The organism is Microbacterium sp. 22215, assembly GCF_052045655.1.
GTDB classification, from domain to species: Bacteria; Actinomycetota; Actinomycetes; order Actinomycetales; family Microbacteriaceae; genus Microbacterium; species Microbacterium phyllosphaerae.
Genome location: NZ_JBQEPC010000003.1, coordinates 348,495 through 365,386 on the forward strand (window position 1 = coordinate 348,495; position 16,892 = coordinate 365,386).

Consider the following 16,892-nt stretch of genomic DNA (forward strand, 5'->3'; position numbering starts at 1 on the left):
CCGCTCGAGACACCACGGTCAGCGCGCACCTGTCGACGCACGTACGATCAGGAGATGCGCCGCCCGTTCATGTCCTCGCCCGCCCAGCTCGCATCGCTGGAAGGGCAGCAGTACCTCGTGCTGCGCCCGACCAGAGCCGTCTCCGACGTCTACCGAGCGGAACAGCGATCTGCACTCGGGCGGATGGATGCTCCGCACCCGCACACCGAGCACGTCACGCTGCGCGCCTTCTACGAGCCGGAGCGACGTGAAGAGCTCCTCACGCTGATCCGTGAGTGGGCGGTGGCGCAGCGCCCCGTCGAGGTCATCGCGGAGGCGGTCGACGTGTTCCCGACCCCCTGGCAGACCGTCATCCTGCGGCTCACGCGCACGTCGTCCCTCGTGTCCGCGTATGCGAACCTCAGCACGGCACTCGAGACCACCGACTTCCGTCGTCTCGACGAGCGCAGCACCGCCGATTGGACGTTCCACCTCTCGGTGATCTACGCGAAGACCCTGTCGGTCGCAGCCTGGACCGAGCTGTCGCACAAGTCGCGCCGATCGCTCAGCAAGCGCCCCGCAGAGACCATCTCCGAGGCGGAGTTCGTCTGGTACGAAGACGGCGTCGAGCACGCCGAGGTCATCCCGTTCGGACTGCGCTCGTTCCGCTGAGCGTGCTCGGGCGGTCTAGCTCAGGCCCGAGTAGGCGTGCAGACCCTTGAAGAAGACGTTCACGATCGTGAAGTTGAACATCACGGCCGAGAAGCCGACGATCGCGAGCCATGCTGACGGGTTGCCGCGCCAGCCACGGGTCGCACGGGCGTGGATGTATCCGGCGTAGAGAACCCAGATCACGAACGTCCAGGTCTCCTTGACGTCGAAGCCCCAGAAGCGGCTCCAGGCGTAGTAGGCCCAGATGGACCCGGCGATGAGCGTGAACGTCCAGAGGATGAACCCGATGATCGTGAACCGGTAGGCCATGCTCTCGAGACGCTCGGAGCCGGGGAAAGTGCGGAGGAACCCGGGCCCGGTCTTCTCGGCGCCCTCGGAGATCAGACGCTCACGGCGGGACTGCATCAGCTGGATCACCGACAGGGAGAAGGCGAGTGCGAAGAACGCGGTGCCGAGCGACGCGACGAAGACGTGGATGACGAGCCACACGCTCTTGAGAGGGTCCATCAGCGGCGAGACGTCGACGTAGAAGTTCGTGGCGGCGAGCCCGAGCAGGATCACGACGAGTCCGGTGATGAACGTGCCGAGGAAGCGCAGATCGACGCGCGTCAGCACCACGAGGAACACCGCGACGATCAGGAGCGTGCCCATCATCGCGAATTCGTACAGGTTGGCCCAGGGCACACGACCGGCGGCGAAACCACGCGTGAGCGTGGCCGCGAGGTGGAAGACGAAGGCCAGAGCGGTCAGCGAGGTGCCGATCCGGGCCATCACGAAACGCTGCGGTGCGGCGTCGGATGCCGTCGAGGCGCCCTTGGCCGCCTTGCCCCCGCGGGCTCGTGCTCCGGCGCCGGCGCCGGCACCGACGAGTTCGAACTCGCGGACGCTCGCCGCATCGGCCGACAGCTGCGACCGGCGGGCGAGGTCGAAGGCGAAGGCCACGAAGGCCGCCGCGTAGATCGCGATCGCCGTCCACAGCAGGATCGGCGAGATCACTTCGAGGTCGAACATGATGTCAGTCTACTTTCGGGATGTCGGATGCGGGGCGGTCGGGATCGCCCTCGGAGTCGGTGTCAGGAGTGCCGTCGGGCTCGGTCTCAGCGGCGCCAGGCTCATCGGCGGCGGGGACGTCAGCGGCCGCGGACTCGTCGGCATCCTCGTCCTCGGGTATCGCCTCGGTGACCCCGGCGGCGTCGAGCAGTCGCGCGTGACCCGCCACCAGATCGTCGACGGCCGATGCGAGCGTCGGGTCCTCGCCGCGGGCGAGACCGGCGTACTCGAACGAGACGACTCCGTCGGCAGCCGTCGCCTTGACCCACACGCGGCGACGAGGGATGAAGAGGGCGAGCATCAGGCCGCCGAGGGCGAGCAGCGCGAAGCCGAGCACCCACGGCCCGGAGGCGTCGCGGTGGATCTGCAGCGACGCGAAGCGCTTGACCGACTGCGAGGCGTCGGTGGCCCCGGCCGGCGACTCATCGTCGAAGGTGACGGTGCCCATGCCGTTCGGCAGGTCGGCGGTCTGGCCGGGTGTCAGCTCGATCGACTCGAGATCAGTCGTGCGTCCGGTGACCTTGGTCATGCCGGTCGTGTCGAGCACGTAGACCGACCGCGGGATGCCCTCGTTGATGCCGAGGTCGCCCGTGTACACGTCGAGCGTGAGAGTGGGGTTCGTCAGCTCGGGGAAGCCCGAGAAGAAGGCGCCCGTGTCGAGCACTGCCGTGGTCGGGTAGAAGAACCCGACCAGGCCGACCTGCTCGCTCAGACCATCGGGGATCTTGATGACGCCGAGCGAGGTCATGTTGTTGTCCTGTGGCAGGAACGGGGTGCTGTTGGTGAACACCACCTCGCCGTCGGGGTCGCGCACGGTGATGGTCGGCGCGTAGCCGTTGCCGAGCAGGAACACGTTGTCGTCGGCCACCGCCAGAGGCTCGTTCACCTTGACCGCCCCGGTGCGCTCCTCGCCGTTCTCCTGGACGGTGACGTTGGCCGAGAAGTTCCCCGCCTGCCCCGATCCGGCTTCGCCGAACGGCTGGTACGTGACGTCGAAGCTGTCGAGACGCATCGAGTACGGAGCGAGGGCACCGTCGCCGACGAAACGTCCGCGGTTCATCGAGTCGTAGTCGAGCAGGGTGTTGGCGAAGGTCTCGCCCTCGACCAGCACGCGCTGGCCCGTGTAGGCGAAGCCGCCGCCGACGCCGACCGTGATCAGTACGCCGACCAGAGCCAGGTGGAAGAGCAGGTTGCCGGTCTCGCGCCAGTAGCCGCGCTCTGCCGAGACCGACGACGACCGCTTGTCGTCGTAGCGCTCGACCCGGTATCCGAGCGCCTTGAGCTGCTTCTGGGCGATGTCGATCGACGCGGCCGCGTCAGCGGGAGCATCCGTCGAGGTGCGCTCGACCGCACGGAAGTCGGCGAGCCGCTTCAGGCGCGCCGGGGTGCGAGGAGGTCGGGCCTGCAGGGCCTTGGCATGGTGACGGATGCGCGGGATGACGCAGCCGACCAGCGAGGCGAACAGCAGCAGGTAGATCGCCGAGAACCACGGCGACAGGTAGACGTCGAACATCTTCAGCCCGTCGAGCACGGGGAAGAGATCGGGGTTGTCGCGCTCCCACTGCGTGACGCCGTTGGGGTCGGCCATCCGCTGCGGGAAGATCGAGCCGGGGATCGCCGCGATCGCGAGCACGAGGAGCAGGATCAGCGCGGTGCGCATCGAGGTCAGCTGACGCCATCCCCAGCGCAGCCAGCCCACGAACCCGAGGCGCGGCTGGGTGATCGACTCTTCTCCGTCGACGTGGTCTGACGGTCGGAGCGGATCGCTGGACCTGTCGGTAGTGCTGCTCACGTCATCCTTCCGATGCGTCTTCTTCTGATCAGAGCGGGAGGACGACACTGTTCATCACCGCCGTCAGTCTCGACATGATGTCGGTCCAGAGCCCGGTCACCATCAGCAGGCCGAGCACGATCAGCAGTACGCCGCCGATGACGTTGACCACGCGGATGTGACGGCGCAGGAAACCGATCGCCTTCGTCGCCCACCCGAAGCCGAGGGCGACGAGCAGGAACGGGATGCCGAGGCCGAGCGAGTACGCCAGGCCCAGGAACCCGGCGCGCACCGGGTCGCCGGCGTTGAACGAGAGGGCGAAGATCGCCGTGAGGGTCGGCCCGAGGCAGGGCGCCCATCCGATGCCGAGAGCGACTCCCAGCAACGGTGCGCCGATGAGGCCGGCCTTCGAATCGACGTGGAATCGCAGCTCGCGCTGGGCGAAGCCGAACAGGCCGAGGAAGACCAGCCCCATCAGGATGATCACGCCGCCGAGGATGCGCGTGATCATCTCACCCCACTGGAGGAGGAAGACGTTGGCGAGCCCGCCGAGTGCCGTCAGCGACACGAACACGAGGCTGAACCCGAGGATGAAGAGGAGGACGCCGAGCACGAGTCGGCTGCGAGGAGGGGCGTCGACCGTCGCGACGGCGGTGCCGTCCGTGGTGGTCGCGGCACGGCGCGGAGTGACAGCTCCCCCGAGGAACCCGAGGTAACCGGGCACCAGCGGCAGCACACAGGGCGAGAGGAAAGACACGAGGCCTGCGAGCATCGCGACGGGGATCGCGAGCCACAGGGCTCCCGATCCGATGATGGCTTCGGGGTTCACGCCGCTCCCGCGAGACTCACGAGTCCTCCGCGAGCGCGTCCTTGACGAGCGTCGAGAGGATCGAGGTGCCGTCGATGGGTCCGATGATGCGGGCCGCGACCCGACCCTGCTTGTCGAGCACGAGCGTGGTCGGCGTCGCCTGGATCGGGACCGATGCCGCGAACGCGAGCTTCGCCTCGGCGGTGTCGACGTCGATGAGGCTGGGGTAGGTCACGCCGAACTCGGCGGAGAAGGCCTTGGCGGTGTCGGCCTGATCGCGGGTGTTGATGCCGAGGAAGGCGACGTCGTCGCCGCCCTGGTCCTGCCATACGCTCTCGAGATCCTTCGCCTCGACGCGGCACGGCGCGCATCCGGCGTACCAGAAGTTGACGACCGTGACCTTGCCCTCGAGATCGGCGCTGCTGAAGTCCTCGCCGTCCTCGGTGACACCGCCGAACTCACCGACGGGCTCGCCACGATCGGCGACAGGGATCTCGACGATCGCTCCGTCTGCCGCCACGTAGCCCGGGTTGTCTCCGCTGAGGAACGAGTCGTTCACAGGATCGGGAGCGCAGGCGCTCAGACCGATGGCGAGCACCGCGGCGAGCGCGGCACCGACCGCGCGGCGAGAATGCCGGATGCGGGAGGAGCGGCCGCTGCGGATCGGAAGAACCGTCGAGACGCGTGGCACGATTCCCAGTTTACGCAGGGGTTCCTATGCGTGGGCCGGGCGCCGCAGCCCTCTCGAATCGCGCGAATGACCCCATTTCGATGAGATTTCGGGTCAGATGCGCGATTCGAACGAAAGGGTCAGAGGCGCGCCAGCACGTCGGCCACGCTCGCCCGGAACCGAGGGCAGGTGGCGATGTCGTGCGAGCGGCATCCCATCGCGTGCTCGGTCATCTCGCGAGATCGGCGCATCTCCTCCATCCGCCGGTCGAGGTCGTCGAGATGCTGCTGCAGCACCTCGTGGCGCCCCGCGCTCCCGTCGTCGAGGAGCACCGCGATCTGCTCGAGGCTCATGCCCGCCGCCTTGCTGCGTTGGATCACCGCGATGCGCACGACGTCGTCCTGTCCGTATCGGCGTCGGCCGGCGGCATCGCGAGCAGGGGCGAGCAGCCCGACGGTCTCCCAATGGCGCAGCACGTTCGTGGGCAGCTCGAAACGGCCCGCGACCTCACCGACGGACCAGGGGTTCTCGACGCTTGACTTCATGTTGACATGAAGTCACAGACTGGGGACGAACGCAAGCGCGACCCCCTCGGAAGGACCCCACATGTACGACGCGATCGTGATCGGCGCAGGCCCCGCCGGCCTGCAGGCGGCACTCACACTCGGGCGGATGCACCGGAGCACACTGCTGCTCGACTCCGGCGAGTACCGCAACGGCACCGTGCTGCACATGCACAACGTGGTCGCGAACGACGGCACTCCGCCCGCGGAGTTCCGTGCGACGGCCAGGGCACAGCTCGCCGAGTACTCCGACGTCGAGGTCCGCGACGTCGGCGCCCGGACCGTCACCGCGACCGAGGGCGGCTACACCGTCTCACTCGCCGACGGGGATGCCCTCGATGCGCGCCACGTGATCCTCGCCACGGGCGTCGCCGACGATCTTCCGTCCGTCGACGGACTGCAGGAGCTGTGGGGAACGAAGGCCTTCAGCTGCCCGTTCTGCGACGGCCACGAGCACGCGGGCCGGTCCATCGGCATCCTCGGACCCGCTCCCCGTGCCGAGCACCTGATCGGTCTCCTCGGCCGGATCGTCTCGGACATCACCGTCTTCCCCGTCGAGGCCGCCTTCACCGCCGACGAAGCCCGGGCGCTCGAAGAGTCGGGCGCGCGGGTCAGCCCGGAGCCCGTGACCGCGGTCGCCCCGGATGCCGACGGCCTGCGCGTCACCACGGCATCCACTGAGCACTCCGTCGCCGGCGTCTTCGTCGCTGCCGCCTCCCTCCGGCACCGCGCACCGTTCGCCGATCAGCTCGGTCTGCAGATGCTGCCGTCCGGATCGATCGAGATCGACGAGTTCGGTCGCACGTCGTTGCCTGGGATCTTCGCCGCGGGAGACCTCGCGCACCGCGCATCCCTGCCCGGTCCGATGGCCTCCGTACTGCTGGCCGCCGCGGCAGGTCAGATGGCGGCGGTCGGGGTCATCCAGTCGCTGATGACCTGACCCCCTGAAATGCTTCGAATCGCGCACTTGGCAAATATCGAGAAGCAGAATCTGCCAGGTGCGCGATTCGAAAGGCGGAGGCGAACGCGGAGGCGGTCAGACCGCTCCCACGTCGATCGCGCCGCCGGTCGCCGCCGGCTCCGCGTACGCGACCTCGCGCCACACATCGCCGACGAGCTCGAACGACGTGACACTCGAGAGAGCGCAGCGCCGCGTGCGCGGATCGTGTCGGAGAGGCAGACCCGCGACGCGAAGATGGGTGATCCAGATCGGCGCCTGGTGCGACACCATGACGACATCGCCGCCGTCCGCCGCCTTCCAGGCCTCGCCCATGGCCCCCAGCATCCGCTCGGCGATCGAGGTGTACGGCTCGCCCCAGCTGGGAAGAGCCGGCTGCCGCAGATGCCACCAGTTGAGCGGGTTCATCAGCGAGCGCCGCATCTGCGTGCCCTCGAACACGTTCGTCGGCTCGATGATGCGGATGTCGATCTCGGGCACCAGATCGAAGCCGGATGCGAAAGGCTCCGCCGACTCCTGCGCGCGCTCCAACGGAGAGGAGTACAGCGCGGCCACCGGCCTGTCGAGAGAGGCCACGTGATCGGCGGCCGCCTGCGCCATCTTCCGACCGGCCCTGCTCAGGTGATAGTCCGGCAGACGACCGTAGAGGACGCGCTTCGGGTTGTGGACCTCGCCGTGACGGACGAGGTGCAGTCGAGACGCCGCCACGTCAGATCTGACGGTAGCGGGAGCTGCCGAAGCCGATGATCAGATACCCGATGTAGGGGAAGACGAACAGGAGGAAGAACGAGAAGAGTCCGCCCTTGCCGAAACGCTCGCCGAGCTTGATCGCGACGACGATCCCGAAGATGAAACCGACGATCGGGATGAGGTAGAGCAGCGCGAGCCAGCCGGACATGCCGGCGATCTTCACGAGGAACACCACGTTCACGATGGGGATGATCGCGAGGATGCCCGGGTACCCCGCCTTCGTGAACACCTTCCACAGTCCGATGACGACGAGCACGTAGAAGACGAGGGCGATGAGGCCCGTCGTGCCCGAGAAGATCGAGGCGTACAGATCCGAGATGCCGTTGGAGTCCATGGTGACCCTTTCGCTGGTCGAGCGGCTGTCGTGGCGATCCTACTGAGCGATATGCCGCGGGCGGAGGAGGCGGCACCTGCCCACGTAGAATGGGCGGGTTCACCATTTCCCAGATCAGGAGGAATCCTCCGTGCTTCGCACCCACTCGGCAGGCTCACTGCGAGCCGAGCATATCGGTCAGACCGTCACCCTCTCGGGTTGGGTCGATCGCCGTCGTGATCACGGAGGAGTCGCGTTCATCGATCTTCGGGATGCGTCGGGCATCGCCCAGGTCGTCATCCGCGATGAAGAGGTCGCGCACCCGCTGCGCAACGAGTTCGTCCTCAAGGTCACGGGCGAGGTGTCCCGTCGCCCCGAGGGCAACGCGAACCCGAACCTGCCCACCGGCGACATCGAGCTCATCGCGACCGACGTCGAGGTGCTGAACGAGTCCGCTCCCCTGCCGTTCCAGGTGTCGACAGCTGTCGCCGACACCGAGACGGTCGGTGAAGAGGCACGCCTCAAGTACCGCTACCTCGACCTGCGTCGCCCCGCCGCGGCATCCGCTCTGCGTCTGCGGTCGAACGTCTACAAGGCCGTCCGCGACGTGCTGCACGGCGAGGACTTCACCGAGGTCGAGACGCCGACCCTCACGCGCTCCACGCCCGAGGGCGCCCGCGACTTCGTCGTGCCCGCTCGCCTGCACCCCGGTAGCTGGTACGCGCTGCCGCAGTCGCCGCAGCTGTTCAAGCAGCTGCTCATGGTCGGCGGCGTCGAGAAGTACTACCAGATCGCGCGCTGCTATCGCGATGAGGACTTCCGCGCCGACCGTCAGCCGGAGTTCACGCAGCTCGACATCGAGATGAGCTTCGTCGACCAGGAAGACGTCATCACGCTGATGGAGTCGCTCATCCAGGCGATGTGGAAGACCATCGGCGTCGAGGTGCAGACCCCGCTGCCGCGCCTGACCTACGCCGACGCCATGGCCAAGTACGGCTCCGACAAGCCCGACCTGCGGTTCGGACTCGAGCTCGTCGAGGCGACCGAGTACTTCGCGGACACCCCGTTCCGCGTGTTCCAGGCCGAGTACGTCGGTGCCGTCGTCATGCCCGGTGGCGCGAGCCAGCCCCGCAAGCAGCTCGACGCGTGGCAGGACTGGGCCAAGCAGCGCGGCGCCCGCGGCCTCGCGTATGTGCTCTTCAACGAGGACGGATCGCTCGGCGGCCCCGCCGCCAAGAACCTGTCCGAGGCTGAGCAGGCCGGTCTCGCAGAGTTCGTCGGCGCGGCCGCGGGTGACTGCGTGTTCTTCGCCGCAGGGTCGACGAAGGAGAGCCGTGCGCTCCTCGGTGCTGCTCGCGTCGAGATCGGTCGCCGCCTGGGTTACCTGAACCCCGACGAGTTCGCGTTCACGTGGGTCGTCGACGCACCGATGTTCGAGCCTGCGGCGGATGCCGTCGCATCCGGTGACGTCGCTGTGGGCGCCGGCGCTTGGACCGCCGTGCACCACGCGTTCACCGGCCCGAAGCCGGAGTTCCAGGACACGTTCGACACCGACCCCGGTTCGGCCCTGGCCTACGCGTACGACATCGTGTGCAACGGCTCGGAGCTCGGCGGCGGATCGATCCGCATCCACCGCGAAGACGTGCAGAAGCGCGTGTTCGAGGTCATGGGCATCAGCGACGAGGTCGCGCAGGAGCAGTTCGGCTTCCTGCTCGACGCGTTCAAGTTCGGCGCCCCGCCCCACGGTGGGATCGCGCTCGGCATGGACCGCGTGCTCCAGCACCTCTCCAAGACCGAGTCGATCCGCGACGTCATCGCGTTCCCGAAGTCGGGCAACGGCTTCGACCCGCTGACCGCGGCCCCTGCTCCCATCACCGCGGAGCAGCGCGCCGAGGCCGGGGTGGACTTCGAGCCCGAAGACGACGAGGCCTGACCCTCGCACGACGAGGCCCTCTCCTGCTCCGCAGGAGGGGGCCTTCGCGTCGGAGGCGCGATCGCGGGACGGATGCTCAGCGGAGGGCGGCGAGCGCCGGCGCGATGTTCTCGTTCCACACGTCGACGCCGAGCTTCGCGATCAGCGCGACCACGACGATGAGGAACACGACGCGGATGAAGGTCGTGCCCCGCGAGATCGCCATGCGCGATCCGAGATAGCTGCCCGCGACGTTCGCGACCGCGAGGATGCCGCCGAGCAGCCACAGCACGGCACCGTGCGGGATGAAGAGCAGCAGAGCGCCGGTGTTCGTGGCGAGGTTCACGATCTTCGCCTTCGCGCTCGCCTGCAGGAAGTCGTAGCCCAGCAGCGCGACGAGCGAGATCACCAGGAAAGTGCCGGTGCCCGGCCCGATCAGCCCGTCGTAAAAGCCGATCACGAGACCGGACAGCCCCGCCATGACGTGATGCTTGTGACCGCTGAAGCGCAGCCGCGTCGCGGCACCCATCTGCGGTCGGAAGGCGGTGAAGAGCGCGACGGCGAGCAGAGCGACCACGATGATCGGCTTGAACGCGGCAGCGGGCAGCACGGTGGCGACGGCGGCTCCGCCGAACGATCCGACGAGCGCGATCGCGGCCATCGGCAGAGCGGTGCGGATGTCGGGTTTCGCGCGTCGATAGTAGGTGACGCTGCTCGTGGCGGTGCCGAAGACGGAAGCGAGCTTGTTCGTCGCGAGCGCCTGGATCGGCGAGATGCCGGGGATCAGCAGCAGGGCCGGAAGCTGCAGCAGCCCTCCGCCGCCGACGACGGCATCGATCCAGCCCGCCGCGAACGCCGCGACGACCACGAGGATCAGCGTGCCCCAGGTGAGCTGCTCGAGCCCGAGCACACTGCCGATGTCCATCCGTCCAGGATGTCAGACTGAAGGCATGCTCGACGCTCTCCCGCTGCCCTCCTCCATCGACTCCCGAGCGGGCGCCGCGTCCTTGCGCAGAGCGGTGGCCGCAGATGCGGATGCCATCATCGGCCTGTTGTCGGATGACCCCATCAGCGCCGCGCGGGGTGACGTCGCCTCCGCCGAGGACCGCCCTGCGTATGCATCCGCGCTCGACGAGATCCTCGCCGAGCCGTCGAACGATCTGCTCGTGGTCGAGCTCGACGGAGTCGTCGTCGGCACCCTGCAGCTCACCTCGATCCCCGGGATGGCCCGACGGGGCGCGAAGCGACTTCTCGTCGAGGCCGTGCGGGTCCGCAGCGACCTGCGCTCCTCAGGCATCGGGTCGACCGTGATGCGCTGGGTCTCCGACCACGCCGCGCCGGCGCTGGGCGCCGCGATGGTGCAACTCACCTCGGATGCCGCCCGCACCGACGCCCACCGGTTCTACGAACGTCTCGGATACGTCGGCTCGCACGTCGGTTTCAAATACACCCTGCCGCACGGCTGAGTGCCCTGCGCCGACCCGCCACACCCCGGACATCTCGCGTTCACCCGCGCCGGGATCATCGGCAACCCGCGGCTCATAGTGTCCTCTCGCAACCCGAATCCGGCTCACAGCGCCGGGCACCGAGAGGACCCTGATGACGAACTTCCACCGCCGCGCGCGCATCGGCGCGGGCATCGCCCTGTTCACCACCGCCGCGCTCGGCCTCACCGCCTGCGCCACCGGTTCTGAGGCGCCGGCATCCGGCGGCGACTCTGTCGACGCCGCCGCTGCGACCTCGGTCGAGGACTTCGGCACGTTCGCCGATCTCGAGGAGGCCGCCAAGGCCGAAGGCCAGCTCAACGTCATCGCGCTTCCGCGCGACTGGGCGAACTACGGCGAGATCCTCGACCTGTTCGCCGAGAAGTACCCCGAGATCACGATCAACGAGGCCTCCCCCGACGTCTCGAGCGCGGAGGAGATCCAGGCCGCGAAGACCAACGAGGGCCTCGACACGGCACCCGACGTGTTCGACCTCGGCCTGACCGTCGCGCTGCAGAACACCGACGTGTTCGCGCCGTACCAGGTGCAGACGTGGGACGAGATCCCCGACGCGCTCAAGGAGAAGACCGGGCTCTTCGTCGGCGACTACGGCGGATACATGTCGATCGGCTACGACTCCTCGAAGTTCGACGCCCCCGAGTCGCTCGACGACCTGAAGGACGCCGCCTACAAGGGCGCCGTCGCCATCAACGGCGACCCGACGCAGGCCGGTGCGGCCTTCGCCGCCGTCGGTCTCGCCACGGTGCAGTCCGACGGGTCCCTCGACGACTTCCAGCCGGGCATCGACTTCTTCTCCGACTTGCAGAAGGCGGGCAACCTGCTCAAGGTCGACGTCACCACGGCGACCGTCGCGAGCGGCGAGACCCCCGTCGTCTTCGACTGGGACTACCTGAACGCCGCTCACGCCCAGGGCGACGACGGCAACAAGGACTGGAAGGTCGTCGTCCTCGACGGCACCGGCTACGCCGGCTACTACAACCAGGCGATCAACAAGGATGCCCCGAACCCGGCCGCCGCACGCCTGTGGCAGGAGTTCCTGTACAGCGACGAGGTGCAGAACCTGTGGCTCAAGGGCGGTGCCCGCCCGGCTCGCATGGAGGCCATGACCGAGGCCGGCACGATCGACGCCGACCTCGCAGCGGCCCTTCCCGAGGTCCCGAGCGAGACGGTCGTCCCGACCGAGGAGCAGTCGACGAACGCCGGCACGCTTCTCGGCGAGAAGTGGGCAGCGGCGGTCCAGTGACCATTGCCACCGCAGCGGGGGCGGATGCGTCGGCATCCGCCCCCGTCTCCCCCGCAGCGCTCCGCGCCGTCCGTCGCGTGGCTCGGCCTCGTGCCGTTCGCCGCGTATGTGCTGCTCTTCCTCGCGGTGCCGACCGTGCTCGCGATCGGCTCCGGCTTCTTCACGAAGGACGGGACGTTCACCTGGTCGAATGTCTCCGCTCTCGGGGATCCCGTCGTCCTCAACACCTTCGCGAACTCCGCCGGAGTGTCCCTGCTGACCGCCGTGATCGGCGCGATCGTCGGCGCTCTCGTCTGCTACGCACTGCTCGGCATGAATCCCGACGGCGCTGTGCGCTCGACGGTGGATGCCGCGGCCGGCGTGCTCGCCCAGTTCGGCGGCGTCATGCTCGCATTCGCCTTCATCGCCACGATCGGCATCCAAGGCGTGCTCAAGCTGTTCCTCCAGGACACCTTCGGCATCGACATCTTCGCGAACGGCACCTGGCTCTACGAGCTCCCCGGTCTGATCCTTCCGTACATCTACTTCCAGATCCCGCTGATGGTCATCACCTTCATGCCCGCCCTCGCCGCGCTCAAGCCCCAGTGGGCCGAGGCGAACCTCACACTCGGCGGCACGCGCTCGAGCTTCTGGCTGCGCATCGGCATCCCGGTGCTCGCCCCCTCGTTCCTCGCGAGCCTGCTGCTGCTGTTCGCGAACGCGTTCTCGTCATACGCGACCGCCGCAGCCCTCGCCAGCCAGGGTGCGCAGATCGTGCCTCTGCAGATCCGCGCCGCGCTCACGAGCGAGACCGTGCTCGGCCGTGAGAATCTCGCCGGTGCCCTCGCGCTCGGCATGATCGTGATCGTCGGAGTCGTCATGGCCCTGTACTCACTCGTCCAGCGCCGGGCAGCCAGGTGGCAGTCGTGAACCGCCTCGCCCCCTCCCCCGTCACCCGCTGGGTCATCGGCATCCTGGTCGGCGCATTCTTCGCGATCCCGCTGATCTCGACCTTCCTGTACACGCTGCGCCAGACCGACGGGACCCTCGGCTTCGAGCGCTGGGTCGCGCTGTTCGATCCGGCGAAGTCGGCAGCGATCAAGCCGATCTGGATGGGTCTCGGCAACTCGCTCATCCTCGCCGTGGTCACCGTCGCCATCGTGCTCCTGCTGCTCGCCCCGACCATGATCCTGGTGAACCTGCGCTTCGCGAAGCTCAAGCCGCTCTTCGAGTTCGCGGTGCTGCTGCCGATCTCGATCCCGGCCATCGTGCTGGTCGTCGGCCTCGCACCGATCTACCTGCAGATCGGTCGCTCCCTCGGCACCGGCACGTGGACTCTGGCCTTCGCCTACGGCATCACCGTGCTCCCGTTCGCATATCGGTCGATCCAGGCGTCGATCGACGCCGCCGACCTGCGCACCCTCGCTGAGGCCGCACGCTCGCTCGGGGCGAGCTGGCCGACCGTGGTGCTCAAGGTGCTCGCCCCGAACCTGCGCCAGGGCCTGCTCGCGGCCTCACTGATCTCGATCGCGGTCGTGCTCGGCGAGTTCACGATCGCCTCGCTCCTGAACCGCCAGGTATTCCAGACCGCCATGGTCGTCGTCCAGAAGCAGGACCCGTACGCGCCCGCGATCTTCACCCTGCTGGCGCTGCTGTTCGTGTTCCTACTGCTTCTCGTCATCGGCCGCGTCGCCCGCGGCACCGGAAAGGCCCGCTCATGACCCTCCCCCAGACCGCCGACAACATGCTGCTCGCCGAGGCCGGTGAGGGCACGCGCGTGCAGCTCCAGGACATCGTGAAGAGCTACTCCGGCACCACGGTGCTGCACGGTGTCGACCTCGACATCGCGCCCGGTGAGTTCGTCTCGCTGCTCGGCCCGTCCGGATGCGGCAAGACCACGCTGCTTCGGGTGTTGGCAGGGCTCGAAGGCCTCGACAGCGGCGCCGTGCTCCTCGACGGCGGCGACGTCTCGCGGGTCCCGACGAACAAGCGCGACATCGGGATGGTCTTCCAGTCGTACTCGCTGTTCCCTCATCTGCGCGTCGCGGAGAACACCGCTTTCGGTCTGCGTCGCCGCGGCGTGGGCAAGGCTGAGGCGGCGAAGCGGGCACTCGACGCTCTCGCGCTCGTGGGTCTCGCCGACTTCGCCGACCGCTTCCCGCATCAGCTGTCGGGCGGACAACAGCAGCGTGTGGCACTCGCCCGCGCCTTGGTCACCGAGCCGAAGGTGCTGCTGCTCGACGAGCCGCTGTCGGCACTCGACGCGAAGGTGCGCGTGCAGCTGCGGGACGAGATCCGCCGCATCCAGCTGCGACTCGGCATCACCACCGTGTTCGTGACGCACGACCAGGAGGAGGCGCTGGCCGTCTCCGACCGGATCGCGGTGATGAACTCCGGGCGGATCGAGCAGATCGGCACGCCCGAGCAGCTCTACACGACGCCGTCGACCGCAGGGGTCGCCGCGTTCGTCGGCCTGTCGAGCGTGGTGTCGGGCGTCGCCGAGGGCGACCACGTCGTCGTCTGGGGGCAGCGCCTGCCTCTGCAGTCTCCGGCTGACGGTCCCGTCGACGTCTACCTTCGCCCCGAGAACGTGCACTTCGCCTCCGAGGCGGATGCCGCGACCGACGCACTCGTGCAGGAGAGCACGTTCCTGGGCAGCATGCGCCGCACGCTCGTGCGCACCGAGTCGGGCGAGCTCGTGCGTCTGCAGCACGCACCCGGCATCCATCCGGCGTTCGGCGACCGGGTACGGATCGCCGTCGCGCCCGAACCCGTGGCGGTGCACCCTCGGGGCTGAACGGCCCTCTTTCCCTGAGCCAGTACTCCGGGATACCGTGAACCCGAGGGCGTCGCTCCCTCGTCTCCTGAGAGAAAGGACGCCTCATGGCAGGCAAGTTCGAGCTGTACACCGACAAGTCCGGCGAGTACCGGTTCCGCCTCAAGTCCGGCAATGGCGAGGTCATCGCGATCAGCGAGGGCTACTCCTCGAAGGCCGCCGCGCTGAACGGCATCGAATCGGTGCGCCGCAACGCCGCCGATGCCGAGGTCGTCGAGGCCTGACGCCCCCACCCGACACTCCACACAGAGACCCCCTCCTGCTGATTCAGCGGGAGGGGGTCTGCGTATGAAGAGATCAGGCGATCAGAGTACGCGGGCCAGGAAGTCCTGGGTACGCGGATGCTGCGGATTGGCGAGCACCTCGCGCGGATCGCCCTCTTCGACGATGTGACCGCCGTCCATGAAGATCAGACGCGACCCGACCTCGCGGGCGAAGCCCATCTCGTGCGTGACGACGAGCATGGTCATGCCCTCGTCCGCGAGCGAGCGCATGACCTGCAGCACCTCGCCGACGAGTTCGGGGTCGAGCGCCGAGGTGGGCTCGTCGAACAGCATCATGTCGGGGTTCATGCAGAGTGCGCGCGCGATCGCGACGCGCTGCTGCTGGCCGCCGGACAGGTGGCCCGGGAAGGCATCCGCCTTCTCGGCGAGCCCGACACGACCCAGCATCTCCTTCGCGATCCGCTCGGCCTCGGCCTTGGAGCGCTTCTTCACGCGCTGCTGCGCGATCATGAGGTTGCCCATCACGTCGAGGTGCGGGAAGAGGTTGAAGCTCTGGAACACCATGCCGATGCGCGTGCGCACCCGGTCGATGTCGACGTCGGGGTCGGTGATGTCGATGCCCTCGATGAGCACCTTGCCGCCCGTCGGCTCCTCGAGCAGGTTCACCGAACGCAGCAGCGTCGACTTGCCCGATCCCGAGGGTCCGATGATGCAGACGACCTCGCCGGCGGTGACGGTGAGGTCGATGCCCTTGAGCACCTCGTTGTCACCGAAGCTCTTCACGAGCCCCTGCAGATCGATCGCAGGAGCGTGGACATCAATCAGATCCGTGATCATCGCTGCTTCGCCATCCGTCGTTCCAGGTACGCGCTGAAGCGCGTGAGGGGGATCGTCACGATCAGGTACAGGATCGCCGCCATGATCAGCGGCGTCGCGTTCGTGTTCTGCGTCGCGGCGTCACGGGCGAAGTTGGTGAGCTCCTTCGACCAGATGAACGTTCCGGCGACGAACAGCAGCGAGGTGTCCTTCAGCAGCAGCACGAACTCGTTCGTGAGCGGCGGGATGATGATGCGGAACCCCTGCGGCACGATGATCCAGAACGTGGTCTTCATCGGAGACATGCCGAGCGAACGAGCCGCCTCCGTCTGCCCCTTGGGAACCGCCTGGATGCCTGCCCTGATCGTCTCGGCCATGTAGGCCGACGCCACCAGGATGAGACCGATGAGCCCGAGCACGACCGGGCCGCCGAGGTCGCGCCCCGAGATGCCCAGCGCGATCGGGAGGATGAACGCCACACCGAAGATCGTGAGGATCGCGGGAAGTCCGCGGAACAGCTCGATCCAGGCCGTGGCGATCCATCGGAACGGTCCGATGCTCGACAGCTTGAGCAGCGCGAGCACGACTCCCAGCAGCAGACCTGCCAGGAATGCGACCGCAGTGAACCACAGCGTGTTGACGAGTGCGGTCGTGATGATCCCGGGGAACATCTTCGCCGCGATCTCGGGGTTGAAGAACAGCGGACCGATCTTCGCCCAGTCGGTGCTGACCGCCGCCCAGACGACGATGGCGATCAGCACCGCATAGACGGTGTACCGATAGATCTTGCTCTTCGTGGTGCGCCTCAACGCCATTGTCAAGGTCTCCCTGCTCTACGTCGCT

The 16,892-nt window shown here is 67.8% G+C and carries 19 protein-coding genes; 9 read left to right on the top strand and 10 right to left on the bottom strand.

The annotated features are described in order from the left end of the window. The first annotated feature begins 54 nt into the window (after nucleotides 1-54). Nucleotides 55-651 carry a 2'-5' RNA ligase family protein gene (locus ACTJKH_RS07620; RefSeq protein ID WP_440736406.1) on the top strand — a complete coding sequence of 199 codons (597 nt, stop codon included), beginning with the start codon at nucleotides 55-57 and terminating at the stop codon, nucleotides 649-651. Between the two features lie 15 nt (nucleotides 652-666). Here ACTJKH_RS07620 and ccsB read toward each other — a convergent pair whose 3' ends face one another. From ccsB to ACTJKH_RS07645, 5 genes are all read right to left on the bottom strand, one after another. Beyond that, nucleotides 667-1,662, bottom strand: coding sequence for a c-type cytochrome biogenesis protein CcsB (gene ccsB, locus ACTJKH_RS07625; protein WP_440736407.1), 996 nt, complete (start codon nucleotides 1,660-1,662; stop codon nucleotides 667-669). Nucleotides 1,663-1,666: 4 nt separating this feature from the next. Next, nucleotides 1,667-3,493 carry a cytochrome c biogenesis protein ResB gene (gene resB / locus ACTJKH_RS07630; RefSeq protein WP_440736408.1) on the bottom strand — a complete coding sequence of 609 codons (1,827 nt, stop codon included), beginning with the start codon at nucleotides 3,491-3,493 and terminating at the stop codon, nucleotides 1,667-1,669. 28 nt (nucleotides 3,494-3,521) lie between these two features. Continuing rightward, nucleotides 3,522-4,301, bottom strand: coding sequence for a cytochrome c biogenesis CcdA family protein (locus ACTJKH_RS07635; RefSeq protein ID WP_440736409.1), 780 nt, complete (start codon nucleotides 4,299-4,301; stop codon nucleotides 3,522-3,524). A gap of 16 nt (nucleotides 4,302-4,317) precedes the next feature. Continuing rightward, nucleotides 4,318-4,971, bottom strand: a complete 654-nt coding sequence (locus ACTJKH_RS07640; RefSeq protein ID WP_440736410.1) for a TlpA family protein disulfide reductase — start codon at nucleotides 4,969-4,971, stop codon at nucleotides 4,318-4,320. Nucleotides 4,972-5,090: 119 nt separating this feature from the next. After that, nucleotides 5,091-5,495 carry a MerR family transcriptional regulator gene (locus tag ACTJKH_RS07645; RefSeq protein ID WP_259160304.1) on the bottom strand — a complete coding sequence of 135 codons (405 nt, stop codon included), beginning with the start codon at nucleotides 5,493-5,495 and terminating at the stop codon, nucleotides 5,091-5,093. 61 nt (nucleotides 5,496-5,556) lie between these two features. On the opposite strand from ACTJKH_RS07645, the gene ACTJKH_RS07650 reads away from it, so the two are divergent. Continuing rightward, on the top strand, nucleotides 5,557-6,453 hold the full coding sequence (locus ACTJKH_RS07650) for an NAD(P)/FAD-dependent oxidoreductase (RefSeq protein WP_440736411.1): 897 nt from the start codon (nucleotides 5,557-5,559) through the stop codon (nucleotides 6,451-6,453). Between the two features lie 96 nt (nucleotides 6,454-6,549). Here the strand turns inward: ACTJKH_RS07650 and ACTJKH_RS07655 are convergent, their stop codons facing one another. Both ACTJKH_RS07655 and ACTJKH_RS07660 read right to left on the bottom strand, forming a co-directional pair. Further along, nucleotides 6,550-7,179: a histidine phosphatase family protein gene (locus tag ACTJKH_RS07655; protein WP_259160306.1), complete on the bottom strand. Its 630-nt coding sequence runs from the start codon at nucleotides 7,177-7,179 to the stop codon at nucleotides 6,550-6,552. Nucleotide 7,180: 1 nt separating this feature from the next. Next, nucleotides 7,181-7,555, bottom strand: coding sequence for a DUF5684 domain-containing protein (locus tag ACTJKH_RS07660; RefSeq protein WP_440736412.1), 375 nt, complete (start codon nucleotides 7,553-7,555; stop codon nucleotides 7,181-7,183). 130 nt (nucleotides 7,556-7,685) lie between these two features. On the opposite strand from ACTJKH_RS07660, the gene aspS reads away from it, so the two are divergent. Continuing rightward, nucleotides 7,686-9,467, top strand: a complete 1,782-nt coding sequence (aspS, locus tag ACTJKH_RS07665; RefSeq protein WP_440736413.1) for an aspartate--tRNA ligase — start codon at nucleotides 7,686-7,688, stop codon at nucleotides 9,465-9,467. A 76-nt stretch (nucleotides 9,468-9,543) separates the two neighbouring features. On the opposite strand, the gene ACTJKH_RS07670 is transcribed toward aspS, so the two are convergent. Beyond that, nucleotides 9,544-10,371 carry a sulfite exporter TauE/SafE family protein gene (locus ACTJKH_RS07670; RefSeq protein ID WP_440736414.1) on the bottom strand — a complete coding sequence of 276 codons (828 nt, stop codon included), beginning with the start codon at nucleotides 10,369-10,371 and terminating at the stop codon, nucleotides 9,544-9,546. A gap of 25 nt (nucleotides 10,372-10,396) precedes the next feature. Here ACTJKH_RS07670 and ACTJKH_RS07675 point away from each other — a divergent pair, with 25 nt between their 5' ends. From ACTJKH_RS07675 to ACTJKH_RS07700, 6 genes are all read left to right on the top strand, one after another. Continuing rightward, nucleotides 10,397-10,912, top strand: coding sequence for a GNAT family N-acetyltransferase (locus ACTJKH_RS07675; protein WP_440736415.1), 516 nt, complete (start codon nucleotides 10,397-10,399; stop codon nucleotides 10,910-10,912). A 133-nt stretch (nucleotides 10,913-11,045) separates the two neighbouring features. Next, a complete protein-coding gene (locus ACTJKH_RS07680) occupies nucleotides 11,046-12,194 on the top strand; it encodes an ABC transporter substrate-binding protein (protein ID WP_440736416.1) in 1,149 nt (382 codons plus the stop codon). Nucleotides 12,195-12,218: 24 nt separating this feature from the next. Beyond that, nucleotides 12,219-13,103 (top strand): ABC transporter permease, encoded by an 885-nt coding sequence (locus ACTJKH_RS07685; protein ID WP_440736417.1) that lies wholly within the window; start codon nucleotides 12,219-12,221, stop codon nucleotides 13,101-13,103. After that, entirely contained in the window at nucleotides 13,100-13,894 is a 795-nt protein-coding gene (locus tag ACTJKH_RS07690; protein WP_210097114.1) for an ABC transporter permease, read from the top strand. Before ACTJKH_RS07685 ends, ACTJKH_RS07690 begins: the two co-directional genes overlap by 4 nt. Continuing rightward, a complete protein-coding gene (locus ACTJKH_RS07695; protein ID WP_210097113.1) occupies nucleotides 13,891-14,970 on the top strand; it encodes an ABC transporter ATP-binding protein in 1,080 nt (359 codons plus the stop codon). The genes ACTJKH_RS07690 and ACTJKH_RS07695 overlap by 4 nt, the downstream gene beginning before the upstream one ends. A gap of 86 nt (nucleotides 14,971-15,056) precedes the next feature. After that, nucleotides 15,057-15,233 (top strand): YegP family protein, encoded by a 177-nt coding sequence (locus ACTJKH_RS07700; protein WP_259160313.1) that lies wholly within the window; start codon nucleotides 15,057-15,059, stop codon nucleotides 15,231-15,233. A gap of 81 nt (nucleotides 15,234-15,314) precedes the next feature. On the opposite strand, the gene ACTJKH_RS07705 is transcribed toward ACTJKH_RS07700, so the two are convergent. Both ACTJKH_RS07705 and ACTJKH_RS07710 read right to left on the bottom strand, forming a co-directional pair. Further along, nucleotides 15,315-16,070 carry an amino acid ABC transporter ATP-binding protein gene (locus ACTJKH_RS07705; protein ID WP_259160314.1) on the bottom strand — a complete coding sequence of 252 codons (756 nt, stop codon included), beginning with the start codon at nucleotides 16,068-16,070 and terminating at the stop codon, nucleotides 15,315-15,317. Then, nucleotides 16,067-16,864 (bottom strand): amino acid ABC transporter permease, encoded by a 798-nt coding sequence (locus tag ACTJKH_RS07710; protein WP_259160315.1) that lies wholly within the window; start codon nucleotides 16,862-16,864, stop codon nucleotides 16,067-16,069. The genes ACTJKH_RS07705 and ACTJKH_RS07710 overlap by 4 nt, the downstream gene beginning before the upstream one ends. Between the last annotated feature and the right edge of the window lie 28 nt (nucleotides 16,865-16,892).